Here is a 19,460-nt window from a genome sequence, read left to right on the forward strand (position 1 = left end):
CTGTGCAGTCCTCACGCTCCGCGTGGGGCGCGCCACGCGGAGCGTGGCGACTACACTAGCCGACATTACTTCACAATCTCACGCCCCTTCAGCCAGCGCAGGCAGGCCTCCGACCAGTCGCCAGTGCCAGGAATGTTCTTGCCAAGCCCCACGCCGTGGCGGCCTTTTTCATACACGTGCAGTTCGCCGGGAACTTTGTTCTTCAGCATGGCCTGGTAGAAGACAATGCTGTTTTCCGGAGGCACGCCGGTGTCTTCGTAGGTGTGCCAGAGGAAGCACGGCGGCGTTTCCTTGGTGACTTGCTTCTCGTTCGACAAGCTGGCCACGAGTTCGGGGGCCGGGGCATTGCCGAGCAGGTTGTTCTGCGAGCCGCGATGCGTGTACGGCTGATCGAAGGCAATCACCGCGTAGCACAGCACGCCGAAGTCGGGCCGGCAGCTCAGCCGAGCGATTGGATCTTCGGCTTTTTCATCGCCGGCATCGAAATGCGTCACTGCCGTCGAGCAAAGATGGCCGCCGGCCGAAAAGCCGAGGATACCGACTTTGTTCGGTTCATAACCGAGCTCTGTCGCTTTGCTGCGCGCGGTGCGAATCGCCCGCTGCGCATCTTGCAACGGAGCGGGATGGCCATAGCCCTTGCCGCGATGGCGGTAATCGCAAATCAGGGCAGTAATGCCGTGGCTATTCAGCCATTCGCCGATTTGTTTTCCTTCGTGATCCATGGCCAAGCCACCGTAGCCGCCGCCGGGACAAACGACGATTGCCACGCCGCAGTTCTTCTCTTTTTCGGGCGACCAGATGATGAGCTTCGGTTTGTCTTTTTCGTCGGTCCCCTTAGCGTCGGGAGCGCCGTTGGGCCAAAGCAATTCCGTCTTCGGCTCGGCATGGGCGAACGATGAAAAGCAAACGAGCAAGGCAAAACAAGTAACCACGCGAACAAGCGACATAGTTGAGCTCCAGGAGAGATAATGTGGGCGAGGCTATCGTAGCCCTTGGCGCGGGGAGGCTCAATCGGCGAAGCTTTTAGTCTCGCGAGAGCAAGTTACTCCCTCTCCTCGAAACTTAGATAACACCATGCCAACCGACTACTCTCAAATTCACGAACTGGCCGGCGACCTATTTACCCTTCCCAAGTCGGCCGGCGAATGGGATCGCTATCGCTTGACCGACGAACAAGTCACGTTCTTCCGCGAGCAAGGTTATCTCGCCGGCATTCGGATTCTGACCGACGAGCAAATCGAAAAACTGCGCGGCGAACTTACTCAGTTCTTCGATTCGCAGCACGACGGCCGCGACCTGTGGTACGAGTATCACACCAACGAATCGGCCAGCCCCGACACCGTGCTGTTTCACGCGCTCGGCGCCTGGCGATTGCGGCCAGGCTTTCACGATATTCTGTGGCATCCGGCGTTCACGGTCCCAGCGAGTCAGTTGCTCGAGGGGGCCGTTCGCTTCTGGCACGACCAGCTCTTTTGCAAACCGGCGAAGCACGGCGGCGTCGTAGCCTGGCATCAGGACTATTCGTACTGGACGCGGACACAGCCGATGGCGCATCTCACGTGCTGGATCGGTCTCGATGACAGCCGGAAGGACAACGGCTGCCTGCATTACGTTCCCAAGAGCCACCTCTGGCCGCTGCTGCCGATCACCGGCCTAGCGGGAGACATGCATGCGATTCGCGAAGTGCTGTCGCCTGAGCAGTGGGAACAGTTTCAGCATCCGGTGGCGATCGAATTGAAAGCCGGAGAAGCCTCGTTTCATCACCCGCAGCTGGTTCACGGCAGCTTCGAGAACAAGTGCGATCGGCCGCGGCGAGCGACAGTCATCAACGTGGTGCGCGACGGCGTAAGCAGTCAGAGCGATCAACCACTGCTATCTGGCGTGCCCGTGGTTCCGCCGGGGCAGACGCTCGACGGGCAGTTCTTTCCGTTGCTGTATCAACGGTAACGATTGCCGGGAGAGGGCGAGGTGCCTCGCCCTCTCGAAAAGCCGCCGACCTCAAGAAAAAAAGGCCCCGCGATCCGAAGATCGCGGGGCCAGATTATTAACTGCGTTTTCGCAGCCGAAGGACTAGGTGGACCGGGTTCATTAAAAATCCGGAATCACGCCGCCGTCGTCACGAATCGCGAGCCGCTTCAGGATGTACGTGGCAGTTTGCTTGGTGAGCAGCAGCACGTGGCCATCCAAGAAGCCGACCATCGCACCAGCCGGGTGAGCGGCCAGCAGCGGGTTGTTCGGACCACGAGGGCCCACGCCCATCGTACCCCAGGCATAGGCGGTGGCGTTCGTGTTGCGATTGTTGACGCCAACCGGGTGAGCCACCGTTTGAAGGTTGCCCACGCTCGAAGCCGCGAAGCTCGTACCACCGCTAGTAGCTAGGTTAGTGATGGTCGCACCACCCATCCAACCTAAACCTTTGCCAAGTGAAGGATTCTGGCGAGTCGGCGAGGTCGTGGTCCCGGTCCAATCGTAGAACCAGTCGGAGCATTCGCCCACAATGATCGTGTTGGCAGTTCCATCGGTGCATGCCGCAAACGTCACCGCATCATTGAGCTGCAACATACCATTGCCACCAAAGCCAGTCGTGGTGGCCGAAGACGTGGGAGCCGACGTCGTGTTGACGCGAGCCTCAGTCACCACGTTGGCAGCCACAACTGGACTGCCACCGAGGTCCGAGCAGCCACCCGCGATGCCCGCATACGAAGGAATCAGGATCGAGCTCGTGCCGAGCGTTTCCATTTCCGGCAATGGACTCGATGGGCAGAGCATGTACTTGATCTTGGCATTATTCGCTTGCGTCAATACCGGGCTTGTCGACGTGCCGTAATCATTGGCGGCACCCGCAATGTCCGAGGCAACCATCTTGTCAAACATCGGTCGTTGTTCGCAGAACGACAACGTGGCAGTCAACCACGACGAACCCCAGTTCGTAGAACCACCGCTCGTACGCACCCGCGCACCATACGGCAGGTACAAGAACGTGTCGTGGTAGTTCTGCAGACCCAAGCACAACTGCTTGACGTTATTGCCGCATTGCATGCGGCGGGCGGCTTCGCGAGCCGCTTGCACTGCTGGAAGCAGCAGTGCGACGAGCACGCCGATGATCGCGATGACCACCAGCAGCTCGACGAGGGTAAAACCCTTACCGAGATGTCTTTTCATAACCCATTCCCTATAACGAAAAATAAGAACGTGGGCGCAAACGCACCCTACATGGTCCTAAAGTTCGCACAGATGCAAAGAAAAGTCAACGAAAAACCCTTGGCAGGGAAATTTTCACGGCTTTTCCAGTTTCTGCTGGGAATCGGGCGTCGCCGGGCGGCAACTATGAAAAATCAGGGGTGGGGAGGAACGTCGTACGAAGCTCCTTAACAAACCGGCTGGAATGCGGGGCCAACCTGCCAATGAATGGCATTCAGGCCACCAATGTTACACGAGAAAGATGGAAATCGAGCACTAATTATTGTCGAAACGCTGAAATTTCTGAACTTGCTTCAAAGGGCCCCGCGATCCGCGGATCGCGGGGCCAATCTGTGCTAACTGCCTTTACGCAGCCACTAACCGACTAGTTGGACCGGGTTCATTAAAAATCCGGAATCACGCCGCCGTCGTCACGAATCGCGAGCCGCTTCAGGATGTACGTGGCAGTCTGCTTGGTGAGCAGCAGCACGTGTCCATCCAAGAAGCCGACCATCGCACCAGCCGGGTGAGCGGCCAGCAGCGGGTTATTCGGACCACGAGCGCCGATACCACCCGAGCCCCAAGTGTAGGTGTTCGCGTTGCGATTGTTGACACCAACCGGGTAAGCCACCGTTTGAAGGTTGCCCACGCTCGAAGCCGCGAAGCTCGTACCACTGGCGACAGCTTGGTTAGTGATGGTCGCGCCACCCATCCAGCCTAGGCCTTTGCCAAGCGAAGGATTCTGGCGAGTCGGCGAGGTAGTGCTCCCGGTCCAATCGTAGAACCAGTCGGAGCATTCGCCCACAATGATCGTGTTGGCAGTTCCATCGGTGCAAGCGGCGAACGTCACCGAATCATTGAGCTGCAACATACCGTTGCCACCGAAGCCACTCAGGGTGGCCGAAGACGTGGGAGCCGACGTCACATTGACGCGAGTCTCACTCACCACGTTGGCAGCCACAACTGGACTGCCACCGGCGTCCGAGCAGCCACCGGCGATGCCCGTGTACGATGGAATCAGGATCGAGTTTGTGCCGAGCGTCTCCATTTCCGGCAACGGGCTCGAGGGGCAGAGCATGTACTTGATCTTGGCATTGTTCGCTGGCGTCAATACCGGGCTTGTCGACGTGCCGTAATCATTGGCGGCCCCCGAAATGTCCGAGGCAACCATCTTGTCAAACATGGGCCCCTGTTCGCAAAACGGCAACGTGGCAGTCATCCACGATGTACCCCAGTTCGTAGAACCACCGCTCGTACGCACCCGCGCGCCATACGGCAGGTACAAGAACGTGTCGTGATAGTTCTGCAGACCCAAGCACAACTGCTTGACGTTATTGCCGCACTGCATGCGGCGGGCGGCTTCACGAGCCGCTTGCACTGCTGGAAGCAGCAGCGCGACGAGCACGCCGATGATCGCGATGACCACCAGTAGCTCAACGAGTGTAAAACCGTACCTCAACCCCTGTCTCTTCATGCCTCTCTCCTCTGTAACCGTAAAAACGAAAAAGAATGAGTTCCTATCCAATACTCAACACCGCGTGAGTTGGTCTGGTTTCTAAAATAGTCACGATTCGGCGACAAAATGTCACACAATTAGAAAAATAGTTCATGTTGTGATTTCTGTCGAATTCGAAAGAATGTCGTGAATAAAATTAAGAGTGCGAATCAAATAAACGCCGTAATTTCCTTGATAATTCACATTCGCCGAGTATCCCGAGCAAAACCTCACCAAGGACGCAAATCCATTCCTTCGCTGGCAAACGAATCGCCGCCGCGGACCGTTTGCGCCGCCGATGGTTACCCGCCCGATCGAGCTAGTCACCAAATAGAGTTCAAAACGCCGAGGAGTCGCCGTCATATCCGGCAGCCCTGACGGGGGCGACCGCTCGTCCCTGATGGTCCCGCTGAAGTCGCTTTGCTAAGATGCCGCGGTCTTCGCTCTCCCGACTGCTACAGGCCCCGCTCAGGTTTCGGAGCACCCATGAAATTCATCGAAATGACCGGCAAGGTGCTCAAAGAAATCATCAAGGAAGATGAACTGCACGTAGCCGACCTCGGCTCGGCCGGCATCGCCGATGACACGATCGTGCGGATCAATCAGCAGGGTGATATCGAGGTCCGCCGCACCGACCGCTGGGATTGCATCGGCGGATTGCTAGGCAACTACGAACATCGCCTGCACAAGCGCACGGGCTTGGACTGGGCTTAGCTTCTGCCTGGGCCTAACCTCTGCCCTGCGCGAGATCTGCGGCTTCGACGCGATGCAACCAGCGATCGAACACAATCGGCCCCAGCGGAATGAACGCCGCCGCAAGTGCCGCACCCCAAAACAGCGGCGACCACCAGGGCCGGCGAATCGTCACTTCGGCGACGCTGAGCAAAAACAGCACGAACAGCCCACCATGAATCCAGCCGGTGATTTTCACCGCCTCGGGAATACCACCGAAGTACTTCAGCGGCATTGCAATTAGTAGCAGCACGAGGAACGAAGTTCCTTCGGCCAGACCGATCATGCGCAACCGTCGAAGCGGCGTATTCAACATCTTCATCTCAGTTTCGAAGCGAGCGAGCAAATAGCAGCCACGAAAGATTATCATGAGCGGCCCGGCTTGTGTTTCACTTTCAGGAATGTCGCATGGCTGCAAAGAAAATCCTCGTGATGGGGACCCGCAATCGCAAAAAGCTTGGCGAACTCATCGACCTGCTCGAGCCGCAGGGCTTTGAGCTGCGCACGCTTGCCGACTATCCGAACTCACTGGAAGTCGAAGAGACCGGCACCACCTTCACCGAAAATGCCGCCTTGAAAGCAACTCAGCAAGCCCGCGCCATCGGCGAATGGGTCCTCGGTGAAGACAGCGGCCTAGCCGTTGATTTTCTGAAAGGCGCGCCTGGCGTTTACTCGGCCCGTTTCTCGGGCGACGGAGCGACCGACGCTTCCAACAATCAACTACTGCTAGAAAAGCTCAAAGGCGTGCCGCTCGACAAGCGCACCGCTCATTACGTTTGTCATGCGACCCTCTCGGATCCCGCCGGCAACATCGTTGCCGAAGCCGAAGATTACTGCCGCGGCCGGATCCTTGAAACGGCTGCCGGCAGTGGCGGCTTTGGTTACGATCCGCTGTTCGAAGTCATCGAGTGCCATCAAACCTTCGGCGAGCTATCGCCAGCCGTGAAAAGCGTCCTTAGCCACCGCAGCCGAGCCATCCGCGCGCTCGTGCCCAAGATCATCGCGCTCATGAAATAGAAGTAGGCCGGAACAAACTGTACTCAGCGCAGTTCCGGCATGATCTTCAGGACGACAAGGCCTGACACCGTTTCTGCTGGCGGGTTAGAATTAACCACTCCCACCGCTCGCTTTTTCCCGAGATTTCCCAATGCTAAACCATACCTTGCGCGGTTGCTGCCTTCTCGCGCTGCTGCCTCTCTTCGTTTCGCTCCAACCTGCTGCCGCCCAAGCGCCGGTTGTCATTGGCCTGTCGAAGGACAAACCCGCCAGCGGCCGCTTTGTCGAAACGCCGCAGGGCTACATGGTTCCCTACGAAGCCACCATCCCTGGCACGATGGTCACCTACAAAATGCAGCCGATCCCCGGCGGCAAGGTGAAGGTCGGCAGCCCCGATAGCGAGAAGGGACGCCAACCCGACGAAGGCCCGCAGTTCGAAGTCGCCATCGAGCCCTTTTGGATTGCCGAGCACGAAGTGAGCTGGGCCGAGTACAAGGTCTACATGTCGATTCACGATCGGGTGAAGCAGCTCTATCAAGACAAGATCCGCACGGCCCCGGCCGATGGCGGCGAGAAGATCGTCACGGCGCCGTCGAACCTCTACGAACCGACGTTCACCTTTATTAAGGGCGCAGATCCCGAGCAACCTGCCGTCACCATGAGCCACTTCGCCGCCCGCCAGTACACCAAGTGGCTCAGCGGCATTAGCAATCAATTTCTCCGCTTGCCTAGCGAAGCCGAGTGGGAATATGCCTGCCGCGCGGGCACCACCACGGCTTATTCGTTCGGCAACGACCCGAAGGAGCTAGGCGATTACGGCTGGTACTTTGCCAACAGTGGCGAAAAGATGAATCACGTCGCCAAGAAAAAGCCGAACCCCTGGGGCCTGTACGACATGCACGGCAATGTCGGCGAATGGGTTCTCGATGAATACATCGCCGATGGCTACAAGGCTCATGCTGGAAAAACTTTGACGGCCGCCGAAGCCATCGCCTGGCCGACGAAGCTCTATCCGCGCGTGATCAAAGGCGGCGGCTGGGACAGCGACGCCGAGAAGTGCCGCACCGCTGCGCGACGCGGCTCGCACGACGACGATTGGCGGAAGCGCGATCCCAACTTCCCGCAAAGCCCCTGGTGGCTGACGGAAGAACCCGCCCTCAGCGTCGGCTTTCGCCCGATTCGTCCGCTCATCGCACCGACGACCATGGCGGACAAGAACAAGTTCTGGGATGCCGATCTGCAAGATACTCGCGATGTGGTGAAAGCGAGGATCAACGAAGAAGGCCGCGGCGCTCGCCTGATCGCCGATGAAACACTCCCCGGCGATTTGAAAAAACTCGAAGCGCAGAAATAGACAAGCATGGTCGGCGCGGTTGACAATGATAGTGGTTATATGTACACTATCGCATCGACAACTGACGTCGCTGCGCACTTGATTCTGCCTCCCAGGTTCACACCATGGCTCGCAACGAACAACTCATCCGCCAGCACAAGTTGCTGCAGATCCTAGAAGCCTATCGTTTTGGCAAAACGATCGAGGAGTTGAAGACGGAACTGGTTGAATCGCTCGGACTGGGAACACTACACGTCCGCACCTTGCACCGCGATCTGCTCGCCCTGCAAGCCGCTGGCGTCGACGTCGATGTGCACGAGACCGGCGATCGCAAGGTTTGGAAGTTCGGCCCGCGGGCTCGCAACTCCGTGAAAATCACGGCCAGCGCGACAGAACTAATCGCCCTCTCGATGAGCCGCGACCTCCTCTATCCGCTCGCCGGCACACCCTTCTGGCAAGGGATCGAATCGTTCTGGCAAAAGCTGCAAGAAGAGCTCCCCCCGGGCGTGCGGAAGCATTACCAGGAATATCGCCAGACGCTCTACGTCCGCGGCATGCCGGCCAAGTCGTATCAAAAACAGCACGGCATGCTGGCCACCATTCACCGCGCGATTCTCGAGCATCGCGTCCTCGAGATCGAATATCAGCCGCCGGGCAAAGATCCGCAAAAGCGAAAGATCGAACCCTACGCGGTCGTCTTCTACAACTCGAGCCTGTACATTCTCGCGGCTGCCCATGAGATTCCCGAGGGGCAGGATCGCATCCGCCATTTAAAGCTCGACCGCTTCCTCAGCACCGACGACACCAACGCGTCCTTTAAGATTCCCGCCGACTTCAATCTCGAAGAGCATCTTGGCCAAGGGACCGGCATTTTCTCCGGCGATAAGCCGCTCAACTTCAAGGTCCGTATCACCGCCCGCGGCGCTCGGTGGGTCACCGAAGATCCCTGGCATCCCGATCAGCAAGTCGAAGCCCAGCCGAACGGCGGCATCATCCTTACCGTCAAAGCGGCCCACGAACTCGAAATCATTCCCCGCATTCTCGCCCTCGGCACCGAAGGGGAACTTCTCTCGCCGGAATCCTCCCGCAAGAAACTCGCCGCCCTCTTACGCCAGGCCGCGAATCAATACGAGTGAACGCAGTATGTCTCTCGCCATCTCCATCGGTGTTCTCACTCACGGATTGGAATCGGAGGCGGCTGAGTATGACCTGCAGAATTTTCGGAAGATCAATCGACTGCTCGCCGCGCACGAACTCCCGCTGCACGACGAGCCTCAGACTTTGCCAAAGTTCAGCTGGCGAGGCGAATTGACATCCTTTCCCTACGCTTGGCTGCCCTACCTGCTGCGAGCTGTCGCTTTTTCGCGAAGGGCACCCGCGCAATTCATTCCCGTGCAGGATGGCGAAAATCCAGCCAAACACCCACACCTTGATGCCGAGCTTTACACATTCGCCGAGTCGCATCTCATCTGCCACTCGCGAACCGAAGGTTATTTCGTGCCGATCGATTTCGAGTTTCCGCTGTGCGACAACCATGACGAGGGACTCACTGGCAGAGTTCTCGGATCGAGCCAACGCGCCCTCGCGGAACTCATCAAGACGGCTCCGCTGCTGGAGATCACGCTGCAAGACAAGCAATTGCCCGACGTAATAGCCCAGAAGATCGCGCAGGAACCCGACGAGTCGCATCCCTGCTGGATCGAGCGCAAGGTTTGGTTCGCGCTGTACGAGTCTTTTCGTACGAGCGTCGATTACAAATGTGCGGTGGTCTACGGATAGCATGGCTGCTTCCGCAATCCACCCTATCCACCCGACAAAAACGCCGAGCGGTCGCCATTTACAAACACCAGTCGAGCCGAAACTGCAGCGGATGATAGTTCATACAACCGCGCGACAGCAGCGCAATACGCTGCCAACTGCGGACGATAGGTTTCGACGCGCGATTCGAACACGCCGTCCTGACTAATGTCGTCGGTTTTGAAATCGATCACTTGCGCGCCGATGATTTTGCCACCGGCGATTTGCAGAACCAGTCGATCGATAGCGCCACTCAGAAGTCGCTCGCCGTCACGCAGCGCGAAAGTCCGTTCGCGATAGACGCGGAACTCGCACGACGCCAAATCAGGACGGGCGGGAAGTTCGGCCAGCAAAGACCGGCGATATTCCTCGCGGCGAAACACCTGCGTGAGCGCCGGCTTTTGCAGCATCGCGGCAAAACGCTGGATCGCTTCGTTCTGATCAAAGCTCGGATCGTTCGAGCCTTGCAGCGTCCGCTGCATGATTTTTCGCAACAGCGTTTCGTCCGGCAGACCGGCATCTTCCCACTCGATCAATTCAATCCACTTGTGAATGAGATCTCCCATTCGCAAGGCTGCCGAAGATTCGCGAAATACGCTGGACAATCGGGCGCTGTTGCCTCCTTCGAGTTGCGATGGCGCCACCCGCTCGAGTCGCCGCGGCAACTTACTCTGCGCTGCGAGTTGAATCGGCGCACTGCTGCTAGTCTGCGGCGTTTCTGCCACTTCCACGACTGGCTTCTTCCAACTGCGATACCAATCGGGATCGCCATGTTCGAACAGCACTTTGCCGCCGAGCGCCGGTTGATCGGGCGCGAGCGCGGCGCGGAGTAACCCCCCCGAGGTCTTCGGCGGATTCTTTTCGTTCGGCTTACCCGGTTCCAAGATGATGTGCATCGCGTGGATCGCGCGAGTCAGTGCGACATAAAGCACGCACAGCGATTCATCGACTTTTTGTTGCGTCGTTTTGTCGAACAGCTTCTGGAACTCCGTCGGTAGCAACTCGACCAGTGCCTGGTTGGCGTAACGGCAGACGATGTTCACCGGCTGCGACGGACCGGGCCGACCCGTGACAAACTGGTCGGGCTGTCCGGAGATTGGCGACTCAATTTCAGGCAGCACGACGATGTCGAACTGCAATCCCTTCGACTGGTGAATCGTCATCACGCGGATTTGCGTCGGCTGCGGATCGGCGACTTTTTCGGCCGTCACCAGGTTGATGAAATCGACCGTCCGCAACGTGCTCCGCGGCTGAAATGAAAACGCCATTTCGACCAGCTGTTGCAGCCGAGCCAGATCGCGACGATCGCAGTTCGGCGCCAGCCACTTGGCCCAGCGATAGACAACCGGCCCGTAACCTTGCTCAATCAACTCTCGACGCAGTTTCTGCGCAGCAGCAGCCGCCTCGTACGGCAAGCAAGGCCATTTCAAACCGACGTGCTCGGCGAGCGGGCTGTTGCCAACATGAAACAGCGAAGTGGAATCGCCCGGATGATCGGCGAACTGCAGCAGCGACATCAGCAGCGTAACGGCTGGCGAATCGAGCAACGAATTGCCACCCTCTTCGCTCGCAGGCACATCCAATTTGCGCAGCAGGTAAATCAAATGCGCGACCATCGCATTCGAGCGCACCAGCACGCCGATCGAACAACCCGGCGAATTTCGCGCGAGCTCCGCAATCCGCTCCGCAACAAATGGCCGATGATGATCGGCCTTATCATCGTCACTTTCAGCCGCCGGCGAAGTAGCCAATGTCACGTGCCCGGCAAGCTCCTTCCGCGCGGTCGTGTGCGGCGGAAAGGCGCGCTGCCAGGCGAGGATCGAGCCTTCATAACGTTCCAGATTCGGATGCTTCGTCAGATTCTGAAAGACCTGATTCACCACATCAATGATCGGTTGCGCAGAACGGCGACTCTCAGCGAGATTCTCATTCTGAATGCCGGAAAGTTCCTCTTCGAGCGCACCAAAGATTTCTGCGAGGCCGCCGCGCCAACCGTAAATGGCCTGTTTCACGTCGCCGACGCAGAAGAATGAACTGCCGGTTTGCGCTGCGGTGATGATCTGCGCGAGAGGCCGTAGCACCTGCCATTGCTGGAGCGAAGTGTCTTGAAATTCGTCGAGCAACAGATGCGATAACCGCCCGCCCAGGCGAAACGACAAGCGGTTGTTGCCCGCTTCTTCCATCTGCGAGAGAGCCAGCGTTACATCGTCGAACCGCATCAGCCGGCGTTCCTGCTTCAGGTGCTGAAACTCGGTGTTGAAGCGATCGAGCAGTTTGTAAGTCGCTTCCGTTTGCGCGGCGAGCCGCTTGATGAGCAGGCTGCGCGCATGATCGAGCAATGCGCGATACGGCCGAATCACCTCTTCGGGAAAAACCCACGAGTAATACTTTTCAGCACCTGTATTAATCCGGCCACCGATACCGTGGGCGATGAAGCTCTCCCAGTCCCCTTCGCTGGCCAGCAGAATGTCTTCCTGCCAGGCCTTCACGATCGACTTGTGCGCCGGCATTTCGAGTTTTTGAATCTCGCTGATCGTGGCTTCGAGCTGTGCGGGAGTCAGTGGTGGATTTGGCGCCAGCTTTGTCCAAGCCGATGGGTTGGTTTGCAAAAACAACGGATACAAATCTTTCACAGTGGCATCGATCAACTCGCTCACGCCGCGCTGTGTTTCTCCCTTGGCGAGCAAGTGCAACAGCGCGAGTAACTCCGGCAGCTCTTCGCGTTCCAGCACGCGCTCGATGGCTTCCGCTTGTAGTTCAGCATCTTCTTGCGTTTCAGCAATTCGCCAACCGGCAGGCAATCCCAACTCCAGGGCGAACGCACTCGCCAGTTGCGCGAAGTAACTATCGAGCGTGCCGATCCGCAGGCGATGCTGATTGGCGAGCGTCGTGGTGAGCAGGTCGCGACACTGCTCTTGATTCATGCCGGGAATTTGCAGCGCCTGCCCGAGTTTCTCGGCAGCAACACGATCGGTGGCCGCTTCGGCCAGACGATGGAGAACGCGATCGAAGATTTCACCGGCAGCTTTGCGCGTGAAGGTGGTGGCCAGGACTTTTTCGGCCGACACACCGCCGGCGAGCAAGCCGAGGTAGCGGTTGGTGAGTTGATAGGTCTTTCCCGTTCCCGCCGAAGCGCGGATCAACAGGTGTGGAAAGGCGACGCTGTCAGTTTTGGGACGTTTGATGGCAACGCGAGTCACGGCGATTCCTCCACGATGGTGAGCGCAGTGGCGGCATTGCGGCCGAGCGCGTTGTCCTGGCAGATCGCCGTGAATTCGTCCTCGTAAGCCGGCGGATCGGGATTCGGCGGCCAGAAGACGCCGGCGCGGAGATTGCGAATCACTTCGCGAGCTTTTTCATCGGCCGCTGCCAATTCCAGCGCCGACCAGCCAGCGATGCGATCGCCAGCGCCACCTGGATCCTTTGGCAGAGTGATGTAGCCGAGCTCGATGCCCCCTTCGCGCACGTCGCCGATCGGCAGATTCTCGATGGCTTGATACAAATGGCGATACAGAGGCAACTGCAGATCGACCCATTCGCCGCGCGAACGATGGACCTGCTCGGGCCGCTTCGCGGTATCACCCGTTTTGTAATCGAGGATCGAGAGGGTCCGTTCGCGCGGATGATAGTCGATGCGATCGATCCGCCCCTTCAAATAAATCGGCATGCCGTCGACATCCCACTCGTGCAGCAACTGCGTGCCGATCTCTTCGGTGTAAACAATTCGCCAGCCCGCGGCCGTCCGATTTGCTTGCCACTCGGCAAAGGCATGCAGACGCTGGCGAGCTTGTTCCACCTGCACGCGCACCGCGGCCCGAGCATGCCGCGGTTTGCAACGGCTGGCCGCGACGGCATCGAGGCGATCGTCGAAGTACTTTCGCAACTTGCGGGTGTCTGCGCTCGTGTTAATTTTCTCGCGGCCGAATTCCTCCAGCACTTCATGCAACAAATTGCCGAAGGCGAGGGCATCCATTTCGGCGGCCTGATCGCTGCGGGCTTCGAGCTGCAGCACGTAACCGAGATAAAAGCGATACGGGCACGCGAGGTACGCTTTGAACTGCGTGACCGTGATCTTTTGCAAGATCTGGTTAATGCGCTCGGTCCAATCCTGCGGCATGGGTTGCGGGATCGGCAGCTTGGTTTGTGCAGGAATCTTGCCGCGCGGCAGGAGCAGATTGGGCCGAGGTGGCGTTTCGGGAGGAGCCGAAAACCAGCGCAGTGCCCGCTGCGCGACGACGGCGGGTTCGCCGGTGAAGAGCAGACGGCTGGGCGCGAGAGGATCTTTGTTCGTATCGCGCCGCGCCGAGATGAGTCGCAGTTCTTTGCGTGAATGAGCGAGAACTTGTAGCGCGTAGGCATCGCGAGCATACCGCCGGCCGTCGTGATTCAAACCCAATTCGCGGCGGAGATTGTCTGGCAAAAATGCATCGACGCGCGACGACTTGGGAATGAAGCCTTCGTTGACCGTCGTTACGATCAGCGCCGGCGCATCATCGAGCGGCAGTTCGAGCCAACCGAGCATTTCCACGGCAGAAAAATCAGTCGGCGGCGCGATGGCAGTGTCTTCGAGAGGTTCGAGGGCCAGCTCGATGGCATCGACGAGCGTCAGCGTTGGTTGCAGCGAGGGAGGAAGTTCGGCGAGATCCAGCAATGATTGCTGCACTTCTTCCAGGCATTTCAACAGGTAGCGACCTTGAGATTCAAACTTATCAACGATGAGTTCGCCATAGATGGTCTTCAGCAACAGCCTGGCGTGCTGCATCCAAATGCCGATCGGCTGCGGCGTCGTGGGCCAATTCTTGAAGAGCGTTTCTAGCGTGCGGACGAGCGCGATCATCCGCGGCGCGATTGAATCGCGCTCGTCATGATCGGCGAGATCGGCCGCGTCGAGCCAACTCGACAATCGCTTTTCGTAATGCAGATCAAGCGTGGTGAGGAGAATGTCTTTGACCGTGCGATCGAAATTCGATTGCTTTTGCAGCCAATCGTAAATGTCGGGATGACGAACGCAGGCCGCGAGATCGGCAAAGCGACGACGGTCGGCGTATTTCGCAGCGACGTCGAGCAATTTGTAAGGAGCCGACTCGGCGACTTTTTTTCCCTCGACCCAGCGCGAGTGTAAACCTTGCTGCGCGATTTCGCGCTGCAGATGTGGTACGAGCGATTCATCGGCGACGCCGACGATGACTTCCTCGGCAGCATACTGACCGTTCAGTTCGCGGAGCCAATCGACAACCGCGCCGGCTTGTTCGGCAGGGCCGTCGACGCGCTGCAGTTGCTGTTCGCCGATTGGCAGCGGCAATTGTTGCCACGATTCGGGAATTAAACAGCCATGATCGTCGAAGTGAGCCCCTTCACTTTCGGGCGCGACGATCAGGGCGGTGACTTGCGGCGACACGAAATCGAGCATCTTCCGCAGCGTGGTGTTCATATCGACCATGCCCAGGAGGATCACGTCACAATCGGTCTGGGGCTCTTTCTTTTCAATGGCAACGAGCCGCGCGGTTTGCGCGTCCCACAGTTGCAGCGCGTCGAGCTGATCGAGATACGACCGCTGCAACTTGGCGAGCGTCTTCCAGCGGTCGGTTTCGGTGAAACCTTCCCAACGAGTGGCGCGGCGAAGAACTTCGTTGAAGTCGATGCCATCGGCGGCGAACTCGGCGTGCTGTTTGCGAAAGAGTTCGGCAAGCTCCAACCAGCGGAGCGGATCGTCTGCCGCCGGCGGATGCGGCACGAGGGGCCGCAATGACGAGAGCGACATTTTCTTGAGAGCTTGCAGCCAGGTGAGTTGCTGCACAACCACCGACGCCAACGGCCGTTTGAGCTCGTACAACAGCTCCGGCAATTTTCCTTCGGTCACCGTTTGCGGCGGAGTAAGGAGCAGCTTTTTGGCTTCCGCTTCGGCGACGAGCATCTCCAGCAAGCGTCGCCCCGCGCGAGCGCCTGGCGTGACGACGATGACGTTAGCGAGATCCCACACACGTTCGCGCGCGTAGCGGCGGTGAAGAAATTCCGTGGCCGAAACGAGCGCAGGCCGTCGCCAGCCGAGGAACTCTCGCTGAATTCCCATTCCCAAAAAAGTACGTTGAACAGCCATCCCCAATTCCCTGGCGGCGTTGCAATTTGTCGCTACGTCATTATCACGATTGCGTTGACAACTTAGGTCAATGAGCGGCCGTTTATTGAAGAATTTCTGGTAGGTCTTGAAGAGTTGCCGGCGTGGTGAGGCCGCGCGATTGCGGCTATCATGACCACTGGCGAGTCTTTTCGGCCGCCGCGACTCCTGCTGCCAACACTTGCTTCTCCCGAGTAGTTCATGATTCGCGCTTCCTTGATTGCGTTTTTGCTGGCGCTGCTCGTGCGGGCGACGGCGACGTTGGCAGCCGATCCGCTGCCGGTAGTTTATAGCGAAGATTTTGAAAAAGGTGCCGACAACTGGCAGCCGTTCGATCCCGGCCAGTGGAAAGTAAAGAAAACCGAGCAGGGGCAGGTCTACAGCCAGTTTGAGAAGAAATCGAAGTACCAGCCGCCGTTCCGCAGCCCGACGAATATCTCGCTGCTGAAGGATGTCGCCGTCAGCGATTTTGAATTGAAGACCAAAGTACACAGCACGCACGAAGATTACGCTCATCGCGACGCGTGCCTCGTGTTCGGCTATCAGGATGCCTCGCACTATTACTATGTGCATCTCGGCAAGGCGACAGACGATAACGCCAATCAGATCTTCATCGTCAACGACGCGCCGCGGAAGAAGATTTCGCTCACCACGACCACCGGCACCAACTGGCAAGAACGCTGGCACGATGTGAAGATCAAACGGAACGTCGAGGAAGGAACGATCGAAGTCTTTTTCGACGACATGGAAAAGCCCGTGATGACCGCCAAGGATAAGACCTTTGCCTGGGGCCAAATCGGCGTCGGCACGTTTGACGACACGGCGGATTACGACAATCTTGAGCTGCGAGGCGTGAAAGTGTCGAAGCCTGCGAGCGGGGCAGGTAAGTAAGCACGTGACTTCAGCTCTCAACACCTGGTGGATGATCCTGCGGATATCGCTGCAGGAGCGACTTGTTTACCGCGGCGATTTCGCGCTCGGCACGTTGATGCGCTTTCTGCCGATCGTGACGCAGGTCTTCTTGTGGTACGCAATTTTTCAGACGCTGGGCAATCGCAGCATCGCTGGCTATCGGTATGAAGAGTTCGTCGCGTACTACTTGCTGACAATGGTGACTCGCGCCTTTTCGAGCATGCCAGGCTTGTCGTCGCAGATTGCCGGACAGATCCGCTCGGGCGAGATCAAGAAGTTCTTGATTCAGCCGATCGATCCGATTGGCTTTTTGCTACTGAGCCGCATAGCGCACAAACTGGCGTATTACTCGGTTGCAGCGGCGCCGTTTGCACTCGTGTTTTTTCTGTGCCGGAATTATTTTCCCGGTTGGCCCGATGCGACAACGTTTGCGGCGTTTCTCGTATCGCTCGTGCTCTGTTTTTTGCTCGGCTACTTCTTGGAAGCGTGTCTCGGCTTAGTTGGCTTTTGGTTGCTGGAAGTCAGCTCGCTGCTCTTTGTGTACATGCTCTTCAGTTTCTTTCTGTCGGGACACATGTTCCCGATCGACATGCTGAATGATGCAGAACCTTGGGCGACGATCGTGAACACGTTGCCGTTGCAGTACCTGGCCTATTTTCCGTCGGCGGTCTTGCTCGGAAAAATCAAAGGCTGGGCGCTCGTGTATGGACTCACGCTCGAGGCATTGTGGGTTCTCTTTTTTATTCTGCTCAGTCGCTATTTGTGGCTACGCGGTACACGGCGTTATAGCGCATACGGAGGCTAAGCCATGAGCAGTGCAAATACTCCCGCGCTCGCTAAGATCCGGCATCCGTCATACCTCGGCGTCTTCCTGACGTTCGCCCGCAATAGCCTTGTGCGGGATATGACGTTTCGCGGCAACTTCCTGATCGAGTGCGTCACGTCCGTTACCTGGATGGCGATGAACCTCGGGTTCTATCTGATCATTTTCAAATACACGCGGCAGATCGCCGGTTGGGATCAGTACGAGTTCTTTGCGTTCCTATCGACGACGATGATCGTCAACAGCCTGGTGCAGTCATTCTTCATGCCGAACTGCGAAGAGGTGAGCGAGTTGATCCGCACCGGCGGCCTCGACTTCGCACTGCTCAAACCGATCGACACCCAGTTCCTCATTTCACTGCGCAAAGTGGAGTGGGCCGGCCTGTCGAACTTTTTCGCCGGCGTGATTTTGTTGAGTTACAGCTTGGTGATGATGGCCCAGCGAAGCGACACGCCGCTGATCCTCTCGCCGCAATCGCTGTTGCTCTACACGCTGTTTTGCCTGTGCGGCGTGGCGATTATGTATAGCGTGATGATCAGCCTGGCCGCGACCAGCATTTGGCTGGGACAGAATCGCTCGCTGTACGACTTTTGGTTTTACATCACCAACTTTTCGCGCTACCCGATGGAGATCTACGAAGGGCCATACGGTCGGCCGCTGCGAATGATCTTCACGTTCGTGCTGCCGATTCTGCTGGTGGTGAACGTTCCCGCGCGAGTCATCGCCTGGCCGTTCGGCACCGACGCCGAGCAATCGAATCTGACGATGTATCTCGCCGTGTTCACGCTGTTCGCGACGGGGCTGAGCTTGCTCGCATCGCGGTGGCTCTTCACGGCAGCGTTACGTGGCTACCGCAGCGCCAGCAGCTGATTTAACTGGCTTCTTGCCTTCAAAGCAATGCTTCCACGCTAGCCAGCGTTTTTCATAGGCGTGCCAACTCACCCAGGCGATGCCGGCCGTGAGGAGCGACATGCTGAGGATGAAACCAATCCGGCCGATCGCGGCGGAACCAGTTAGCTCCGTGATGGTTCCGGCAGTGAAGAAGCTCGCGAAACCAACGAGCAGCAAGTTCTGATAGACGTACATGCCATAGCTGTATTTGCCGAGCCACAGCAATAGTTTCGAACGGCCCAGGAACGACAGCCAGCCTTGCTTGGCCGAAGCGACGGCCAGGACGATGAACGCGGCGAAGAAAATCGCATAGAGCGTGGTCGGAATCGTTTTCAATTGCAGCCGCATAGCAATCAACGGCAACAGCATCGCGCCGATCGCAACAAGCACCGCGCGAGCCCACGGCACCATGTTCGTCAGGCCATCTTCGCCGCGAGCAGCGAGTGCGATCCACGCGCCAGCGCACAACGCGTCGAGTCGGAAGAGCGTGAAGACTTCCGCGGCTGCGCCATTGCCGCCGGTCAGCATCCACAGCACGCGAGCCCCCGCCGAAGCGAGGAATGCCGTGATGCACACTCGCATCGCCCACTTGCGCGAGCAGGCGAAAATCACGAGCGGCCAAACGAGATAAAAATGTTCCTCGACGCACAACGACCAAAAGTGATTCAGCCCACCGAAATTCCACAAGCCGGTCTGGCTCATGCGAATGTTACTGCCATACCACCACAGGCTGTTCAAATCGCCGGTGGCGTTGAGCCACGAAATGCCGAGGCCGAGCAACGGCAAACCAACGAGCACCAGCGCGAGCGTGCCGTAATAGAGCGGGAAGATCCGCAGCGTTCGCCGCGCGTAGAAATTGCGAAAGTAATGAGCTTCACCTTTGGCATCAAAGAGAATGCCGGTGATCAAAAAGCCGGAGAGGACAAAAAACAAATCCACGCCATGCGTGCCGAACTCCATCGCGGGCTGCAGCCAGCTGGGCAGACCGCCATCGTGTGTGCCAGCGAAGCGATAGATCGTCACCAACAGAATCGCCAAACCGCGAATGCCATCGAGCGCAGGAATATGCCCGCGCGGCAGCGGGATCGGCTCCTGCACGGTCGCGGTGGAAAGGCTCGATTTGAAAAACGGCAGCGCGAGGCCCATGGCGGCTTTCCAGGGATGACATCCAGCTAGGCTGGAAAAA

16 protein-coding genes are annotated in these 19,460 nt (G+C 58.1%); 9 read left to right on the forward strand and 7 right to left on the reverse strand.

The features are described 5' to 3' along the window. Window positions 1-65 precede the first annotated feature (65 nt). A complete protein-coding gene (locus M9Q49_RS22520) occupies window positions 66-947 on the reverse strand; it encodes an alpha/beta hydrolase (RefSeq protein ID WP_254511103.1) in 882 nt (293 codons plus the stop codon). 127 nt (window positions 948-1,074) lie between these two features. Between M9Q49_RS22520 and M9Q49_RS22525 the strand changes: the two genes are divergently transcribed. After that, entirely contained in the window at window positions 1,075-1,947 is an 873-nt protein-coding gene (locus M9Q49_RS22525; RefSeq protein WP_254511105.1) for a phytanoyl-CoA dioxygenase family protein, read from the forward strand. Window positions 1,948-2,088: 141 nt separating this feature from the next. On the opposite strand, the gene M9Q49_RS22530 is transcribed toward M9Q49_RS22525, so the two are convergent. Beyond that, window positions 2,089-3,162, reverse strand: coding sequence for a DUF1559 domain-containing protein (locus M9Q49_RS22530; RefSeq protein WP_254511108.1), 1,074 nt, complete (start codon window positions 3,160-3,162; stop codon window positions 2,089-2,091). 421 nt (window positions 3,163-3,583) lie between these two features. Beyond that, a complete protein-coding gene (locus tag M9Q49_RS22535; RefSeq protein WP_254511110.1) occupies window positions 3,584-4,654 on the reverse strand; it encodes a DUF1559 domain-containing protein in 1,071 nt (356 codons plus the stop codon). Window positions 4,655-5,161: 507 nt separating this feature from the next. Between M9Q49_RS22535 and M9Q49_RS22540 the strand changes: the two genes are divergently transcribed. Further along, window positions 5,162-5,389 carry a hypothetical protein gene (locus tag M9Q49_RS22540; RefSeq protein WP_254511113.1) on the forward strand — a complete coding sequence of 76 codons (228 nt, stop codon included), beginning with the start codon at window positions 5,162-5,164 and terminating at the stop codon, window positions 5,387-5,389. A gap of 13 nt (window positions 5,390-5,402) precedes the next feature. Here M9Q49_RS22540 and M9Q49_RS22545 read toward each other — a convergent pair whose 3' ends face one another. Further along, window positions 5,403-5,729 (reverse strand): DUF3817 domain-containing protein, encoded by a 327-nt coding sequence (locus M9Q49_RS22545; protein ID WP_254511115.1) that lies wholly within the window; start codon window positions 5,727-5,729, stop codon window positions 5,403-5,405. A gap of 86 nt (window positions 5,730-5,815) precedes the next feature. On the opposite strand from M9Q49_RS22545, the gene rdgB reads away from it, so the two are divergent. The 4 genes from rdgB to M9Q49_RS22565 all read left to right on the forward strand — a co-directional run bounded on the left by rdgB (window position 5,816) and on the right by M9Q49_RS22565 (window position 9,515). Continuing rightward, the gene (gene rdgB, locus M9Q49_RS22550) at window positions 5,816-6,424 is read left to right on the forward strand and encodes an RdgB/HAM1 family non-canonical purine NTP pyrophosphatase (protein ID WP_254511117.1); all 609 of its coding nucleotides are present in this window, start codon (window positions 5,816-5,818) and stop codon (window positions 6,422-6,424) included. Between the two features lie 130 nt (window positions 6,425-6,554). Further along, window positions 6,555-7,757, forward strand: a complete 1,203-nt coding sequence (locus M9Q49_RS22555; protein ID WP_254511120.1) for a formylglycine-generating enzyme family protein — start codon at window positions 6,555-6,557, stop codon at window positions 7,755-7,757. Between the two features lie 104 nt (window positions 7,758-7,861). Then, the gene (locus tag M9Q49_RS22560) at window positions 7,862-8,872 is read left to right on the forward strand and encodes a helix-turn-helix transcriptional regulator (protein WP_254511122.1); all 1,011 of its coding nucleotides are present in this window, start codon (window positions 7,862-7,864) and stop codon (window positions 8,870-8,872) included. Between the two features lie 7 nt (window positions 8,873-8,879). Further along, the gene (locus M9Q49_RS22565) at window positions 8,880-9,515 is read left to right on the forward strand and encodes a hypothetical protein (RefSeq protein ID WP_254511124.1); all 636 of its coding nucleotides are present in this window, start codon (window positions 8,880-8,882) and stop codon (window positions 9,513-9,515) included. Window positions 9,516-9,538: 23 nt separating this feature from the next. Here the strand turns inward: M9Q49_RS22565 and M9Q49_RS22570 are convergent, their stop codons facing one another. Together M9Q49_RS22570 and M9Q49_RS22575 are read right to left on the reverse strand one after the other, a co-directional pair. After that, window positions 9,539-12,733 (reverse strand): UvrD-helicase domain-containing protein, encoded by a 3,195-nt coding sequence (locus tag M9Q49_RS22570; RefSeq protein ID WP_254511125.1) that lies wholly within the window; start codon window positions 12,731-12,733, stop codon window positions 9,539-9,541. Then, window positions 12,730-15,630, reverse strand: a complete 2,901-nt coding sequence (locus M9Q49_RS22575; protein WP_254511126.1) for a PD-(D/E)XK nuclease family protein — start codon at window positions 15,628-15,630, stop codon at window positions 12,730-12,732. Before M9Q49_RS22575 ends, M9Q49_RS22570 begins: the two co-directional genes overlap by 4 nt. 219 nt (window positions 15,631-15,849) lie before the next feature. Between M9Q49_RS22575 and M9Q49_RS22580 the strand changes: the two genes are divergently transcribed. From M9Q49_RS22580 to M9Q49_RS22590, 3 genes are read left to right on the forward strand one after another with little or no spacing between them, the layout of a single operon-like run. Beyond that, window positions 15,850-16,539, forward strand: coding sequence for a hypothetical protein (locus M9Q49_RS22580; RefSeq protein WP_254511128.1), 690 nt, complete (start codon window positions 15,850-15,852; stop codon window positions 16,537-16,539). A 31-nt stretch (window positions 16,540-16,570) separates the two neighbouring features. After that, entirely contained in the window at window positions 16,571-17,365 is a 795-nt protein-coding gene (locus tag M9Q49_RS22585) for an ABC transporter permease (protein WP_254511882.1), read from the forward strand. A 3-nt stretch (window positions 17,366-17,368) separates the two neighbouring features. After that, window positions 17,369-18,253 (forward strand): ABC transporter permease, encoded by an 885-nt coding sequence (locus tag M9Q49_RS22590; RefSeq protein ID WP_254511130.1) that lies wholly within the window; start codon window positions 17,369-17,371, stop codon window positions 18,251-18,253. On the opposite strand, the gene M9Q49_RS22595 is transcribed toward M9Q49_RS22590, so the two are convergent. Then, window positions 18,224-19,420 carry an acyltransferase family protein gene (locus tag M9Q49_RS22595; protein ID WP_254511131.1) on the reverse strand — a complete coding sequence of 399 codons (1,197 nt, stop codon included), beginning with the start codon at window positions 19,418-19,420 and terminating at the stop codon, window positions 18,224-18,226. The two genes, M9Q49_RS22590 and M9Q49_RS22595, sit on opposite strands and share 30 nt — an antisense overlap. Between the last annotated feature and the right edge of the window lie 40 nt (window positions 19,421-19,460).

Source organism: Anatilimnocola floriformis (assembly GCF_024256385.1).
GTDB lineage: Bacteria > Planctomycetota > Planctomycetia > Pirellulales > Pirellulaceae > Anatilimnocola > Anatilimnocola floriformis.